Raw genomic sequence first — 15,858 nt, forward strand, 5'->3', positions numbered from 1 at the left:
GCCTCAATCGGCCCCTGAGCCCCCTTGCGAGGCCGCATCCTTCGGGCCGATATTGATGACCTGCGGATCCGGCTGGTCCGGCTGGACGAACGGCAGCTGGAACAGCCCACCGACTTCCCCGGCGATCGCGATGGTCACGAGCAGAGCCACGAACGGGACCAGCGTGGCCAGAATCATTTCACGCCAGGTCAGCATTCGGGCGCCGGTAAAACGCTGGGCGAATATATGGGCGATATAGAGCAGATTCGCAGCCAGCGAGGTCGCGATCGCGATCCAGAAGCCGAGCTGGGAACTGGCGTTATAGGCCAGTGCACAGGCCGCCACGGTCGCGGACATGCCGACAAAACCGGCGCCTTCGCAGATCCAGGCGATGATATTCGATTGACGGGTCGCGGACATAGCCTCTGAGAGTCGGTGCGCCGTATAGGCGCGCCATGATAGCGCGACCACGACGCACCGCCGAACACGCGCCCGTGCTCAATCGTTGCCGCCGACCGGCGCGGTCCGCCGATCGGCCTTGACGCTGAACATCACCACCCCGGCGAGCAACATCATCGCAGCCAGAAAACCGGCAGTACTGATGAAACTGCCGCCGCTTGCATCCTGTAGATAGCCGCCGACGTAGGGGCCGACGAAACCACCGAGATTACCCAGCGCGTTGATCAGGCCGAGTGCGCCGCCAAGCACTGCGGCCGGCATGGTGGTCGAAGACGCCGCCCAGAACGGTCCGTCATAGGCCAGCGCACCGCCCATCGCCAGGCAGATCAGCGCGATCGAAAAACCGATATGGCCGTGGCCCAACAGCACCGAGCCGACCAACGAGATGGCCGCCACCAGCATGGCCAGAAACACATGCAGGGCATAGCGCCCGCTCTTGTCGGCCAGCCAGCCGTTGAACCACAGGCCGAAACCGGCCAAAACATAAGGCAGGGCCGCGATCAGGCCGACGGCCGTAAAGCCACGCTGGGTCAGGGTCTGGATCAACGTTGGCATCCACAGATTGAGGCCGTAGAAGCCGATTTGGATCAGGAAGTAAACCAGCACCAGTTTCCAGACGGTCGCGCTTTTGAACACATCGCGATAGCCGCTGGCCGCGGGGGCGTTGCGATGCTCCTCGGCCAGTGCCCCCTCGATATAGTCGCGTTCTTCTTTAGAGACCCAGTGCGCCTGTGAGGGATGGTCGGCGGCCAGCCACCACCACAGCGGCGCGGCGATGATGAACGGAAACAGGCCCTCGATCACGAATAGGGTGCGCCAGTCGGCGAACGACAGAATCCAGCCCGACAGCGGCGAGGTAATGATCGAGGCGATCGGAATATTGATGATCCAGACACCAAAAGCCTGGGCCCGCTCCTCGGCCGGAAACCAGTGCGCGATCATCACCAGGATCGCCGGCCAGATGCCGCCTTCGGCCACACCGAGCAGAAACCGCACTACCAGCAGCTGGGTATAGGACTGCACGAAACCGCTGACCACCGCCATCACGCCCCAGACCAGAATCATGATCCCGACGAATTTCTTGGCACTCCAGTGCTCGGCCAGATGGCCGCCGGGGATCTGTAGAAACAGATAGCCGATAAAGAAGATGCCGCCGGCGAGCCCGGCGCCGGCGGCCTGCATATGCAGCGATTTTTCGATGCCTTCGAAGGCAAAGCCGATGTTGGTCCGATCCATGAACGAGATGATGTAGACCAGGATTGTCAACGGAATCAGCCGCAACCAGCGTGCTCGGGCGGCCGGTTTGTCGCGGGTGTGCGTGGGTGCCATGACTGTGCTCCCTTGGCTGCATATCGACCACGTATCGGCCGCCTGGTGTGGCCGGCACGAGCACGCGGCGCCTGTCCCGGGCGCGCTCGCGCCCAGGATGCCCGCACTATCGGCCTATATGTTCAACATTTATATAATCGCTTCGTCGTACAACGATCGTTCAAAAGAGCAACAGCTTGGGCCTCACATCGACGCTGTAAACCGGCGGTCCACCGGCTGGGCCGTGCCCGGTTCGGCCATTCGACGAGCGTTGCGACGGGCCCCACACGAGACGGTACTGGTGGACTTAAGGCCGCGCCGCCGCGGGCGCTACGGCATCGCCACGCCGACTAGCGCCCGCCGGCTCAGGCGCCTGCCACGGCCCAGGCACCGGAATACGTACGCCAGACCGTGGCCAACAGACGGGCGACCAGAAATACCGTCAGCCCGCTCCAGATCCCGAGCAGCCCCCAACCGAAGGCATACGACAGCCAGATCAGCGGAAAGAAGCCGGCCAGCGCCGAAGCCAGGGTCGTGGTGCGCAGAAACGCTGCATCGCCGGCGCCGAGCAACACGCCGTCCAGGGCGAATACGATGCCGGCCACCGGCTGCTGAGCGACGAACAGCCACCAAGCCTCGGGAATCTGGGCCAGAACCGCCCGATCGTTGGTGAAGGCCTGGGGCAGCACCGGATAGAGCAGCGCGAACAACAGGCCCAGCCCGATCCCGAGCAGCAGCGAGTAACCGGTGATCTGCCAGGCGACCCGTTGGGCACGGGCGGTCCGTTCGCCGCCGAGTTCCGCGCCAATCAGGGACTGAGCCGCGATCGCCAGCGAATCCAATACCAGCGACAGAAAAACCCAGAGCTGGTAGACGATCTGATGCGCGCCTGCGGCCGCGGCCGAACTGCGGGCCGCTACCGAAGCCGCCGACAAAAAACAGATCTGGAAGGCCGCACTACGCAGGATCAGATCCCGACCGAGCACCATCTGGGCCCGCATGACCGACAGATCCGGCCGCACCAGCGCCCGCTCGCGTACCAAGGCCAGCACGAACAACAGCGCGGCGAGGGTCTGAGCCATGACGTTGGCGATCGCCGAACCGACCAGCCCGAAGCCAAGCGGATAGACCAACAGCGGGCAGGCGATCGCCGATACGATATTGGCCGCCAGCACGTAGCGCAGCGGCCGAACCGTATCCTGGACCCCACGCATCCAGCCGTTGCCGGCCAGGGTGATCAGAATCGCCGGCGCCCCGAGCAGCGCGATCTGCAACCATTCGGCCGCGGCCTCCGCGACCGGCGTGCGCCCGACCAGCAACTGCGCCAGATCGCCCGCGAATATCTCGCCGAGCACCAACACCAACAGCCCTACGGCAATCGCCAGCCAGCTCGCCTGGCCACCTTCGGCCACCGCTTCGGCACGGCGACCGGCACCGTACAGCCGCGAGGTCCGGGCAGTGGTGCCATAGGACAGGAAAGTGAGCTGGCTGGTGAGCACGCTCAACAGCGTGCCGCCCAGCGCCAGCCCGGCCAGATCGACCGCCCCGAGATGGCCAACTACGGCGGTATCGATAAGCACATACAGCGGTTCGGCGGCCAACACGCCGAGCGCGGGAACGGCCAGGGCCAGAATACGGCGCAGCGTGACTTCGTTGTCGGCAGTCTCAGCCATGGGTATTGCGGCAGGAACGGGCCGGCAGTGTGCCATGACCGGCGCGACGACTGCTCACCCGCCGCAAGCCCATCGAGCGCAGACTCGCGGAACCGATCACCCGAGGGTCGACGCTCTGAGCCGACGGCATCGCCGGCCGGCGGCGGTATCGTCACTCCTCCGGATAGCGACCGCGCCCGATAACCGCAAACATGGCCCGGTCCACGGCCCGGGCGCTCGCCCATTTGGAGACACAAACATGGTTCGAAACAGCCGCGAAGAGACCCGTGATTTCTGGCGCCGGTCGCTGATCGTCGCGGCCACCGCCCTGGGCGTGGTCGCACTACTCTGGTTCGCCTGGGCGGTCGGCCATGCTGTGCTGCTGATCTTCGCCGCCTTTCTCGTCGCCGTGGGGCTCGATGCGCTGGGCCGGGTCTGGGCGAAACTCACCCGTATGTCACGGCATGCCTCGGTCATGAGCGTGACCACATTACTGGCGCTGGTGCTCGGGATCTCAGTCGTCTTGGGGGCGATGAACATCGTTTCCCAGGCACCGAAGCTGCGCGACCAGGTCGCCCAGTCGATCGACCAGTTCCAGGCCCGGCTACGCCATTATCAGATCGCCGAAGAGTTCGTCACCCAGTCGATGTCCTCGGAAACGTCGAGCTCAAGCAAGAGCGATAGCAAAAACGAATCCAATTCCTTCGGCGAACGGATGACCCGCGAGCTGTCGAGCGCGGCCTCGGTCACGCTCACCACCCTGGCCGATCTGTTCGTGGTCGTGATCATCGGCATCTATCTGGCCCTGCGGCCCAAGCTCTACTACGACGGGCTATTACGACTGTGCCCACCGCAGCGACAGGCGCAGGCACGCCTCATCGGCACTGAGGCGGTCGATGCGGTGCGCCGCTGGCTGAGCGGCCGGGCGATCTCGATGAGCGTCGTCGGCGTCGGCAGCGTGGTCGGCCTATGGGCCATCGACATCCAGTTCCCACTGCTGCTCGGCCTATCGGCCGGCCTGCTGACCTTCATCCCCTATCTCGGGGCGTTGGTTTCGGCGGTGCCGGCGCTGTTGATCGCTGGCCTGCATGGCTTCTGGCCGATGGTCTATGTCGGGCTGCTGTACCTGATCCTGCACATCGTCGAAGGCTATATGCTGGCCCCGCTGATCCAGCGGCGTACAGCGTCGATCGCCCCGGCCTTTCTGCTATCGGTCCAGGTCATCGGCGGTGCGATCGCTGGGGTGCTGGGGGTGTCGCTGGCCGCTCCGATCTCGCTGGTTATTACCGTGATCATCCAGCTCACCTATGTGCAGGAGGTGATCGGCGAAGAACCCCACCTGCCCAGCGATGGCCCCCGCGACGAGCCAGCGGATTAGAGCCTGCTCAGGGCCTATTTCTGATCCAGCTGGTGGCCGGTGGCTTCGGCCTCGAGCTGGGCATTGAATTCGGCGCCGACCAGCACCGTAAGCACGGTCACGTAGGTCAGTGTCAACAACAATACGACGCCGGACAGTGAACCGTACATGGCGGTATACGAGTCCGAATAGGCGAGAAACACCGAAAACAGAATCGATGCGATCGTCCAAAACAGCACGACCACCCCGGCGCCTAGCCGGACCCAACGCCAGCGCGGCGGCGTTTCGCGATCGGGCACCCAGCGATACAGCAGCGCCAGACCGAAAAACAGCACCAGCCCACCGAGCACCATGCCGACCGCACGCACCAGCTCCGACAGCCAAAGGTGCGCGCCCAGCGCCTGAGCCATAGCCGGCAGACCGATCGCCAGAACCGAAACCAGGCACAAACCGATGATGACGGCCATCGCCATGCCTAGTGAACGCCAGATATGCCCCCAGCTGCCCACGGGAAGCGACTGGCGATAAGCCGCATTCAGCGCCACCATCAACGCGCCCACGCCCTGCTGAGCACACCAGATCGCCACTACGGCACTGAAGATACCGGCCGCCCAAAGAGTTGAAGTGGCATGCATCGCGACCTTTTTCATCTGTCCGATCATCGACAACACGACATCGGCCGGCACGAAGCCAGATAGTGCCTTCATGTCTTTGACCACCAGCGTGGGATCGGAAAACAGACCATAGAAGGCCACGAACGCCGCAACGGCAGAAAAGATCGCGAACAGAGCCAGAAACGAAATCGCTGCGGCATCGGTGCCGAGCTGATGACGGCCCAGACCGCGTCCGACGCCGCGCACAATCGACCACCAGCCCGAAGCCGGGATATCGCTTGGCCATTGCGAATACGTCCGAGCGTGCCGTTCTGGCTCGCCGTCGGATTGCATGAAGTCTCCGAGCCCAGGAATTAACCGGCTCATGATGCCGCAGCCTGCCCCGGCGCGGCCACTGTCACATTCCCTATACGCCGGCCGGTTGGTCACGCCTACCGCCGCGAGCGCCCGGCCGGCCGGCCGATAACCGCATGCGAGGCGCCCGTGCGCCAAGTACGGCGGCCCGGGCATATACCACGTTGTAACGCGCCTAGTCGCTCGCGCCGATCATCACCTTCAGATGCCGGGCCTTGTCGGCGGCACTGGCAAACGCGGCCGCACTGTCGTCGAAGCGATGGATACCGGTAATCGCAGCGGCCAGGCGATCGTCGGCGAGCACCGCCGCAACGGCGGTATCGAATTCGTCCACGAAGCGATAGCTGCCGAGTAACTCGATCTCGCGCGTGATCAGGCGGTTGAGGTCGACTCCAGAGGTCGGCAGAAAGCCAACCTGGACGATACGCGAGCCAGGTTCGACGCAGGCCATCGCCGTATTTAACGCCGGTGCAGCGCCCGCCGCCTCGATAGCGACATCGAAGGCTGGGTCGGCCGCGATCGCGGCCATCGCATCTGCGTCGCCGGCATCCAGCACCTCGACATCGGCCAGGGCCGCGACGCGCTGGCGGGCCCCGGCTTCGATGTCGGCAACCGTCACGCTGGCCGCGCCGGCGCGCAGGGCAGCGATCGCCGTCAGGGCACCGATCGTGCCGCCGCCGGTGACCAGCACGCGCGTGCCCGCGACCGCGGCCCGATTGACCGCATGCGCGGCGATCGAATACGGCTCGGCCAGCGCCGCCCGGGCCAGATCGGCGCCCTCTGGCAGCACCACACACTGGCTGCGCGCGACCACCGGCCGCTCGGCAAAACCGCCCTGGGTATGCGGGCGATAGGCCGCACTGCCCATATAACGCATGGAAAAACACAGATTGGTCCGGCCAGCCCGACACATCCGGCATGCGCCGCAGGACAGCGCCGGATTGACCGCCACCGCGGTGCCAATCGCCAGATCGTTCACGGCCGCGCCGACCTCGATCACACGCCCGGACAATTCATGGCCGAGGATCATGGGATCGAGCAAAACCGAATTACCAGCACGGCCCTCGGCGACATAATGCAGATCGGAGCCACAGATCCCGCCGTAGGCCAGCGCCAGCCGGACCTCGGTCGGCGCCAGCTCCGGCTCGGCGACGTGGTCCAGGCGCAGATCGCCCTGGGCATGAATCCTATAAGCGCGCATAAGTCGGCCTCGCCTTGAGTGCGGTCCACATGATGCCAGTCGCAGCCGCGGGCGCGTCATACCGTGCGACCAAAGACGGGCTCTGGATTCCCCCGGCCTGATATCGCGCGCATACTGCCCTGCACGGTCTTGGACACGAATGTTTTGATATCCAGCGACACAGCCGCGTAACGGGGAGTTGGCGAAATGACGCGCAACGTATTGATTACCGGTGGCAACAGTGGCATTGGCCGAGAAATGGCCGCGGCCCTGGCCGCAGGTGGCGATCATGTGATCATCGCTTCGCGTGATCTGGCCAAATCGCAGGCGGCCGCCGAAAAAATACGCGCCGAACATCCCGAGGCCGAGATCGAGGCCATGGCGCTCGATCTCGGCGATTTCTCGGACATCGACCGGTTCGCCGAACAGATCATCCAGCGCATGCCGGTCATCGATGCCCTGATTCTCAACGCCGGCCTGTATACCCACGGCACCCGGTCGCTGCCGAACGGGCTGGAAGCCATGATCGGCATCATGCACTTCGGGCATTTCCGGCTGGTCCAGCATCTGCGCCCGGCGATCGCCGCCGCCGAGTCCGGGCGTATCGTGGTCACGGCCTCGCTCGCCCACCGGCTTGGCCGTATCCGGTTCCCGACCTTCGACCAGCCCCGTAAACACAAGCTCGCGGTCCAAGCCTATGCCCAGGCCAAACTGGCCAATATTCTGTTCACCCGGGAACTGGCGCGACGCATGGCCGATACCCGCGTGGCGGTGAATTGTTTTCACCCCGGCGCGGTCGCCACCGGGCTGTGGCACGAACTGCCCGAGGTGGTACGCCGAATGCTCGGTTCGGTGCTGATCGATGCCGCCGAAGGCGCGGATACTGGCATCTGGCTGGCCCGTTCGGATGAAGCAGCCGGCTATCGCGGCGAATATTTCGTCAAACGCCAGCCGGCAGCGACCTCGGATACCGCCAACGACCTGGATCTGGCAGCCAAGCTCTGGAACGAAACCGAAGCCCGTATGCCGGCATGAGCGATGCCGCGCCCCCAAACGCGCCGACTCTGGCCTGCCAGCGCCAGCGCTTCGAGCTGCCGGACAACCTGCACTATCTTAATGGCGCCTATATGGCGGCCCTAGTGGATGCACTACGCGCTGCTCGAAGCGCAACGACCTAGACTCAACTGTATGCGTCGTAGGTGGCGCCTCGGATTTGCCACCTAGCGGGCAAAGCGCAGGGCGCGATTCGGACAGGCCCGAACCTGGCTGAGTCGCGCCGGCCCCAATTGGCGGGCGTTGAATAAACCGGCGATCATGACTATCTCCCTACACATCTGTCTCACGGGTAGGTGCTCATGGCTGCCGATCAACTGCAACGCTTTCTGTTCGACGGGACCGCCGTACGCGGCGAAATTGCCCAGCTCGACGCCACATATCAGGAAGCGCTGGCCAACCACGACTATCCCGAGCCGATTCAGCGGTTGCTCGGCGAACTGCTGGCGGCCTGTGCGCTTCTAACCGCGACCGTCAAACTCGACGGCACGCTGGGGCTGGAAATCCGCGGCAGCGGTGCAGTCAATCTGCTGATGGCCGAATCCAACCCGGGCAATCATGAACGCGCCCAGCGACTGCGTGGCATCGCCCGCTTCGACTCCGAGGCGGTCGCCGAACTCGAAGATCTCTCCCTACACGGCCTGCTGGGCGAGGGTAAGGTCGTGATCACCCTCGATCCCAAGGAAGGCCGTCGCTATCAAGGCATCGTCGCCCTCGACCAGCCGACCATCGCCGGCTGCGTAGAAACTTATTTCGCCCAGTCCGAACAGCTGCCGACCCGGCTCTGGCTAGCCGCCGACGAACAAGGTGCTGCCGGCCTGCTGCTACAGCAACTGCCGGCCGAATCCACCTCGCTGGCCGCCGACCCGGACGCCGATGCCTGGGAACGGCTCAATCATCTGGCGGCCACTATCACCGACGCAGAGCTGACCGGACTCGACAGCCGCGACGTACTCTATCGGCTGTTCCACGAAGAACAGCCGCGCCTGTTCGATCCGGCCCCGGTAATGTTCGCCTGTACCTGCTCGCGACAACGCTTCGGTGTGGCCCTGCACCAGCTCGGCGCCGAGGAGCTGCGCAGCGTGATCGCCGAACAGGGCGAGATCGAAACCCAGTGCCATTTCTGCAACCAGACCTATGTCTTCAGCCCGGCCGACGTCGAAGCCCTGATCGAGGACCCCGACGCGGCTTCGCCGACCATGCACTAGGGCGTGTTGCGGTTTCGCCCGGGCGCCGCGTTGCTGCCCCAAACCGTGACTGGCGAGGCATGAACCGTAGGTTTCGGGCCTGCCAAGATCGAGGCTCGTAACGGCGATTTGGGGCGCAACCGTTCGAAACAACGGCTGTTTGGCCGCAATTCAGCGTTGCCGCTTATTGACGTAGCACAACTACGCTGCACTCTCGGCGCCTCAGCTTGCAGTCAAACAGCCCTGCAAACAGCTCTGGGCGCGCACTCGCACGAAACCTCAACATGCTCTCGGGCCACTCGATCCGGGCCCGTGCCCCAGGCTGTTACACCGCAGGCATCGCGGTGTCTGGCGATAACCGCCGACCGCCCGGATCATCAGGCGACCGATGGCGTCCGGCGGCCGGTCGGCACGATATTCATGAACTGCGCCTCCTGAATTCAGCGGCAGCGCAGCGCCCGATCGTGACCGGCCGCGATCGAGCCGTGCCTGGCTGCGATGCGTAAGCCAAGGCCGCCCGCAGATCACCTCGATAGCCACGACGCATCGTTGACGCCGGCCGCGCCGCCGGTTTAAAACCGGTGACCATGACGATTTACCAGCCATAGCCCCGGCCCGGGACGCAGCCACGACGCTGCGGTTTCACCCTGAAAGCCCGCTCGTGCTCCGGCACGGGCTCATGTGGACTATTGGCTATGAAATCGTCATCGATCCGCGGCCCCGGTATGGCCGCGATCCTGGCTGATCGGCGCGCCCGTACGGTCTTTTCGTTCGCGCTCGTCGGCCGGCTGACCTACGGCTTGCTGCCGTTGGCTCTCATTTTCACCGTTCAGAGAAACACCCAGAGTTTCGCGGCAGCCGGGGCGGCCAGCGCTGCGCTTGGCGCGGCCACCCTGATACTGCCGTACCAAGCGCGGCTCATCGATCGCTTTGGGCCACGGCGCGTGTTGTTGCCGGTCGGCAGCCTGTTCGTCGGGCTGCTCGTGATATTGGCATTGGCGTCCGACGGGCTCGGGTTCTATGTCTTCGGCCTGGCCGGCCTGACGGGCGCCTGTGCGCCCGCCCTGGGCCCGGCGAGTCGTCACTTCTGGCGGGAATGGGCCGCCAATAACGAAGCCCTGAAACGCTCAGCCTATACCCTGGATACGATCGGCGAAGAAACGATCTTTCTGATCGGGCCGATGCTGGCTGGCGGCTGGCTCGCCGTGGCTGCCCCCCGCGGTCTTTTATTGCTGTGTGCGCTGACCGCCGGCCTTGGCGTGCTCGGCATGGCCTGGCAGGCCGACGACGGTGGCCATGCCGAAACACGCACCGGTCGCCAGGCCACACGGTCGATCATGGGCATTCTGCGCGAGCCGGCCCTGTGGCCCTTGCTGGGGGTCGTTGCAACCCTGGCGATCGCCTTTGGCTTGACCAGTCTGGCGCTGATCGGGCGCGCCGATGCCCTGGGCGGGCCCGGCTGGGCCGGCGCGCTGGAAGCTGCGTTAGCGATCGGCAGCATGCTCGGGGGGCTGCTCTGGCACCGGCGAGCCCGTCGCGGTACGGCGCTGTTTGAACTCAGCGGCCTGGCGGTGCTAATAGCCGGCGGCCTGGCCCTGTCCGCGGTGGCAACCGGGTTTGCCTGGCTCGCGAGCACATTGTTGCTGACCGGGCTGGCGATCACTCCGTCGTTCGTCATCGCCTATGCCGAAGCCGATGTCCGTGCCAGCCACAGGCATGCCACCGAGGCCGGCAGCTGGATCAATGCGCTGCACAATCTGGGCTTTGCCGGCGGTAGCGCCCTGGGCGGCCTGATGATTCAGGGCTTCAGCCCGGCCGCCGCGTTCATCCTAGGCAGTGCGGTTGCACTGATCACAGCTGTCGCTGCTCTCACGCTCGGGCGTATCGAGTCGTTGGCCCGACCCGCGCCAGGCACCGGGTCAGAATAAGAACAGGTTTAGCCCATACTGCAGTCGTTGCTGTAGCAGCGTGTACCAACGCTGGATTGCCCAAACCACTGTACCGCGCCGCCGGGTCCGGTCATGAGCCCAGGGCGTGTCAATATTCCGGTGCGTTGGCCAGATCGCCCTTGTAGACCGGCGTGCCGCCGGTGGCGCGGATCAGGTCTTCGGCAACCGAGCGCACGCTGTCGTCGTTGGTGGTATAGACCACGTCGAAATTCGTGGCGTCCAGATTGCCCGGCGCCGGGTAGCGACTGGCCGAAATCATATTGAAGGCACGAATGAAGCGGGTGCCGGAAAACAGCTTGGCCGAGTACAGGGCCTCGCCCATTTGCTCTGCCTGGGTCGCTACTTCGCCATCGCGCCCGGAAAACGCATTGTCGGCGTCGACCAGGATGCGGCCCTTCAGGGCCGAGCCATATTGCCGGGCGATGGCCGGCTCCGCCTTATAGGGCACGGCGAGCGCAACGATATCGGCTTGCTGGATCGCCGGGCCAACTGCACTGGCTTCGGCGCCATGGCCGGCTGCGGCGACCACCTCGTCGAGCTGATCGGGATGCCGGGTGGCGAAGATGACGTGGTAGCCCGCGGCTGCCCAGAGCGTGCCCAGTGTGCTGCCGACGTCCCCGGCCCCGATCATGGCGATAACTTGCCCAGGTTTCGGTGCTTGACCGGTTTCGGCATGCGCCGTCGAGGCCAGGCCCACGACGGCTGCCAGAACAAGCACAACGAATCCTAGGCGCGCCTGGCGCGCTCGGGCCCGTAGACCGCGGCATTCAGGTCGATCCTGCATAACGGTTTCCTCAGCATGTCAGCGGTACAATCACCATGACGTGCTCGCCGGCGCGGCGCAATGCGCCCGACGCTGAGGCCTGCTGCGGCCTTTAATTGCATTATGCAATTTATAATCCCTTGCCGCCGTGGCCGAGCGACTTGCCGCGACGCCTGGTCTCGCGCTCGCGCAACCTGCGCCGGCGGTTGTTTCAATTCTTTGGCATAGGTAAACCATGACTTCGAATACTGCGCAGTCCGACCCGACGGCCTCGGATCCGGCCGCCCATCCCGATCACGTGGTCGAAGGCGAGCTGACCTGGCTGGTTCGTGCAGTGGGCCTCGGCATCGGAGCCCTGCTGGCATGTGGCGTCTTGCTCGGCCTGTGGACCGACCTCGACACGCCTGGTTCGGCCTGGACTGCGCTGACCCAGGGGCTGCTGGTCGCCCAGGTCGTGTTTGCCGCGGTACTGATCATGCTCGGTAGCATTGTCGAAGGCTTTGGTTTCGGCCTGGCACTGGGCACGCGCTGGCCTTATACCAAGAACATCGTGGTGTTGATGCTGCGCGGCGACCCGGAAGCCGCCCACCGAGTCGTGGCCACGCTGGTCGGGCTGGTCGGTGTGGCGCTGGTGATCGTGCATCCGGTGTATGAAATGTTCCTCGGGCTTGGGCTGATCATAGCCACCGCCCTGTTCGGCATGGGCGTGCTGTATGTGCTGGCCGGGCGGGCGCCGGCGATCGTGCACGGTATCCACGGCCTGCTCGCCTACCTGGTGTTCATGGCCTATCTGCTGCCGCTGGCCCATGCCAACATCGGGCTCGGCTACTATCTGTTGATCATCATCCCGACCCATGCGCTGTTGTTCGCGATCTTCATGGGCGGCGTCGTCACCGGCGGCCGCGGCTTCGGCCAGCCGCTCGGCCAGTTCACCATGCCCGAGCGTAAACCACAGTGGATCTTCGTTCTGCACGGCAGCGCCGGGCTGCTGGTACTGGGCACGCTGGGCTGGTACATGCCGACCTATCCGGTCGCCTTTGCCTTGGTGTTGGTACAGATCGCGGTAGGTTTTCTGTTGTTCCAGTCGGTCAACCTAAAACCCAAGGCGCCGGGCGCGGTCGTGGCCTTCCACCAGGTCATGGCCCTGCTGATCACCTCGGCGATCGTGTTCCAGTGGCAGTTCTAGAGCGTGTTGAGGTTTCGTGCGCGTCCGCGCCAAGCGCGTTCTGCATCATGACGACCGGCGGCAACAAGACATCGCGAACCTCGCGCTACTGCCCTTGCAGCGGGCGATAACACGGGAAGACCGTCGGATCGTTCATCGTAGGACACGGATGCCGTCGGGCGAGGGCGCGCTCGGCCAACGCCTTTAGGGCGCTCTGCGGCATGGCGCGTCTTCGCCATGGCCGCCTCGACCCAGGCACGCGCCTTGCCGAGTATCAGCAGCCACCGCCCACAGCGCGCCTACGCCCCCAGCGGCCCCGAGATCGCCAAGCCGACCGAGCTGACACGGAAATCGCGCCCGTTACACGTCCACAATGACACTCTGGCCTGATTCTGAGCCAGACGGGGTGTTCGCGCTCTTCAGGCAATCGACAAGCCGTCCTTTTCGGCCAGTTTATGTCTGATATTGACGGACTCTTGGCGAACGGCTTCGGCGGTTCGCGCCTATGAATAGCGGCGGCGGTACGTCGTCGGGTACGCCCTGCGTACTTGGCCGACGGCGCAAAAATTGCTAGCGATATCGCCTTGTCACGAGTGCACTCAAGAGATCCCGCATGATTCATCCACGGACTCGCCGTTGGGTTGCGCCCCTGCTCGGCCTCGGCATGGCCGGTTCGGCACTGGCCGGCCCCACGGCCGATTATCCGACCCCCCATCGCGACGATACGGTCGATACCTATTTCGGCACCCAAGTGTCCGCGCCCTATCAATGGATGGAACAGCTCGATGCACCCAAGCTGAAATCTTGGGTCACGGCCGAGAACGCGCTGACTGCCCAGCGGATCGGCGCCTTCGACGGCCACAGCTGGGTGCATCAACGCCTGACCGCGCTCGAGGACGTGCCCTCGCAGTCGGTGCCATATGTGGCCGGCGACCAGCTGTTCTATAGCAGCAATACCGGGCTGCAGGATCAGAGCGTCCTCAAGGTCCGGCCGATCGACGGCAAAGCGACCGAGGCACGCACGCTGCTGGATCCGAACACCCTGTCCGAAGACGGCCAGATCGCGCTGCTGTCTTATAAACCCTCCGACGACGGCCAGCACGTCGTCTACGGCCTGTCGCAGGGCGGCTCGGACTGGCAGACGCTGCATGTGCTGGATACGGCCAGCGGCAAGCCGACCGACGACGTGATCCGCTGGGTGAAGTTCTCCGGACTGTCCTGGACCCACGACGGCCGAGGCTTTTTCTATTCCCGTTATCCCAAGCCGGACAGCGGCGATGCGATCGCCGACAAGGTGTCGGTGCAATCGCTGTACTACCACAAACTCGGCACGCCGCAGTCGGCCGATACGTTGATCTTCCAACGGCCGAAGCTGGCCGACTGGGTGGTCGGCGGCACGGTCTCGGACGACGGCCGCTATCTCTATATCAGTCTCAACAAGGGCACGCTGTCGAATAACGAGCTGTATATCGCCGACTTGGGCGATCCCGATCATCCGGACGTCGCGGCCAAGCCCAAGCCGCTGTTTACCGCGAACGACGCCGAGTACCAGCCGATCGGCCACGATGGCGAGACCCTCTATCTGCTGACCAATCGCGATGCCCCGAAAGGCAAAATCGTGTCTTTCAAGCTCGACCAGCCCGATAACTGGCAGTCGATCGTCCCCGAGGGGGATTCCGTGATTCAGGGCGCGACCCTGGCCGGTGGCCGGATTCTGGTGAACCGGCTGGTGGACGTGAAAAGCCAGGTCGCCCTCTACGACAGCGCCGGCCACAAGCAGGCCATGCTGCCGACACCGGGCATTGGCAGCGTCGGCTCGATCAACGCGAAAACCAGCCGCGATACGATCTACTACGCCTTCACCTCGTTTCTCTCTCCGGGCTCGGTGCTGCGCTATAACGTCGATACCGGCAAAGGCGATACCGTCTTCCAGCCGAAGGTGCCCTTCGACAGCACGAAGTACGTCACCGATCAGGTGTTCTATCGCTCAAAGGACGGCACGAAGATCCCGATGTTCATCGTGCATGCCAAGGGCCTGAACAAAGACGTCAGTCATCCGACCCTGCTGTATGCCTATGGCGGCTTCGATATCAGCATCACGCCGCATTTTTCCAAATCGGTCGCGACCTGGCTGGATATGGGCGGCATCTATGCCGTGGCCAATATCCGCGGCGGCGGCGAATATGGCCAGGCCTGGCACCACGCCGGCATGCAGGGCAATAAACAGAATGTGTTCGACGACTTCGCCGCGGCGGCCCACTATCTGATCGACCACCGATACACCCGTACGCCGCATCTCGGCATCGAGGGCTATTCCAACGGCGGCCTGCTGGTCGGGGCCTCGATCACCCAGCATCCGGAGTTGTTCGGCGCCGCCTATGCCGGGGCCGGGGTTCAGGACATGCTGCGCTACCAGAAATTCTCGGGCGGGGCGCTGTGGGCGCCGGAATACGGCACCTCGGACGACAAGCAGGCGTTTTCCTGGCTGGTCAAATACTCACCGCTGGCCAACGTCAAAAACGGCAGCTGCTATCCGCCGACCCTCCTGACCACGGCCGACCATGACGACCGCGTGGTGCCGAGCCATACCTACAAGTTCGCGGCCACGCTCCAGCATGCCCAGAGCCAAGCCAAAGACTGTACGCACCCGATCCTGCTGCGTGTCGATACCCAGACCAGCCACAACTACATGCCGACCGACAAGCGCATCGACCGTGCGGCGGATGTATTGTCGTTCATGGCCATGCATCTGGGGGCGAGCGCACCGGGCCCGGCGCCGGTCGACTGACCCGGCCGATTCAATATCGTTGATCGCAGCGTTCAAATAACTGCGATGCA

At 64.3% G+C, this 15,858-nt stretch carries 13 protein-coding genes; 7 read left to right on the forward strand and 6 right to left on the reverse strand.

Going from position 1 to position 15,858, the window contains the following annotated elements; translation table 11 throughout:
* Window positions 1-3: 3 nt before the first annotated feature.
* From V5738_RS18170 to V5738_RS18180, 3 genes are all read right to left on the reverse strand, one after another.
* Window positions 4-399, reverse strand: a complete 396-nt coding sequence (locus tag V5738_RS18170) for a hypothetical protein (protein WP_423822236.1) — start codon at window positions 397-399, stop codon at window positions 4-6.
* A gap of 78 nt (window positions 400-477) precedes the next feature.
* On the reverse strand, window positions 478-1,767 hold the full coding sequence (locus tag V5738_RS18175; RefSeq protein WP_423822237.1) for an MFS transporter: 1,290 nt from the start codon (window positions 1,765-1,767) through the stop codon (window positions 478-480).
* A 344-nt stretch (window positions 1,768-2,111) separates the two neighbouring features.
* Entirely contained in the window at window positions 2,112-3,419 is a 1,308-nt protein-coding gene (locus V5738_RS18180; protein ID WP_423822238.1) for an MATE family efflux transporter, read from the reverse strand.
* A 238-nt stretch (window positions 3,420-3,657) separates the two neighbouring features.
* Here V5738_RS18180 and V5738_RS18185 point away from each other — a divergent pair, with 238 nt between their 5' ends.
* Window positions 3,658-4,776, forward strand: coding sequence for an AI-2E family transporter (locus tag V5738_RS18185; protein ID WP_423822239.1), 1,119 nt, complete (start codon window positions 3,658-3,660; stop codon window positions 4,774-4,776).
* A gap of 14 nt (window positions 4,777-4,790) precedes the next feature.
* Here V5738_RS18185 and V5738_RS18190 read toward each other — a convergent pair whose 3' ends face one another.
* Window positions 4,791-5,735: a YihY/virulence factor BrkB family protein gene (locus tag V5738_RS18190; RefSeq protein ID WP_423822240.1), complete on the reverse strand. Its 945-nt coding sequence runs from the start codon at window positions 5,733-5,735 to the stop codon at window positions 4,791-4,793.
* A gap of 163 nt (window positions 5,736-5,898) precedes the next feature.
* Complete coding sequence (locus tag V5738_RS18195) at window positions 5,899-6,924, reverse strand: alcohol dehydrogenase catalytic domain-containing protein (protein ID WP_423822241.1); 1,026 nt, start codon at window positions 6,922-6,924, stop codon at window positions 5,899-5,901.
* Window positions 6,925-7,110: 186 nt separating this feature from the next.
* Between V5738_RS18195 and V5738_RS18200 the strand changes: the two genes are divergently transcribed.
* The 4 genes from V5738_RS18200 (at window position 7,111) to V5738_RS18215 (ending at window position 11,071) form a co-directional block, all read left to right on the forward strand.
* Complete coding sequence (locus V5738_RS18200; RefSeq protein ID WP_423822242.1) at window positions 7,111-7,938, forward strand: SDR family NAD(P)-dependent oxidoreductase; 828 nt, start codon at window positions 7,111-7,113, stop codon at window positions 7,936-7,938.
* Window positions 7,935-8,081, forward strand: a complete 147-nt coding sequence (locus V5738_RS18205) for a hypothetical protein (RefSeq protein WP_423822243.1) — start codon at window positions 7,935-7,937, stop codon at window positions 8,079-8,081. Before V5738_RS18200 ends, V5738_RS18205 begins: the two co-directional genes overlap by 4 nt.
* A gap of 177 nt (window positions 8,082-8,258) precedes the next feature.
* Window positions 8,259-9,164: an Hsp33 family molecular chaperone HslO gene (hslO, locus tag V5738_RS18210; protein WP_423822244.1), complete on the forward strand. Its 906-nt coding sequence runs from the start codon at window positions 8,259-8,261 to the stop codon at window positions 9,162-9,164.
* A 674-nt stretch (window positions 9,165-9,838) separates the two neighbouring features.
* A complete protein-coding gene (locus tag V5738_RS18215; protein ID WP_423822245.1) occupies window positions 9,839-11,071 on the forward strand; it encodes an MFS transporter in 1,233 nt (410 codons plus the stop codon).
* Window positions 11,072-11,180: 109 nt separating this feature from the next.
* On the opposite strand, the gene V5738_RS18220 is transcribed toward V5738_RS18215, so the two are convergent.
* Window positions 11,181-11,876 carry an NADPH-dependent F420 reductase gene (locus V5738_RS18220; RefSeq protein ID WP_423822246.1) on the reverse strand — a complete coding sequence of 232 codons (696 nt, stop codon included), beginning with the start codon at window positions 11,874-11,876 and terminating at the stop codon, window positions 11,181-11,183.
* A 214-nt stretch (window positions 11,877-12,090) separates the two neighbouring features.
* Here V5738_RS18220 and V5738_RS18225 point away from each other — a divergent pair, with 214 nt between their 5' ends.
* Window positions 12,091-13,041, forward strand: a complete 951-nt coding sequence (locus V5738_RS18225) for a cytochrome C oxidase assembly protein (RefSeq protein ID WP_423822247.1) — start codon at window positions 12,091-12,093, stop codon at window positions 13,039-13,041.
* Between the two features lie 592 nt (window positions 13,042-13,633).
* A complete protein-coding gene (locus V5738_RS18230; protein WP_423822248.1) occupies window positions 13,634-15,808 on the forward strand; it encodes a prolyl oligopeptidase family serine peptidase in 2,175 nt (724 codons plus the stop codon).
* Window positions 15,809-15,858: the final 50 nt, after the last annotated feature.

The sequence above is a fragment of the Salinisphaera sp. SPP-AMP-43 genome (assembly GCF_049568105.1).
Taxonomy (GTDB): Bacteria; Pseudomonadota; Gammaproteobacteria; order Nevskiales; family Salinisphaeraceae; genus Salinisphaera.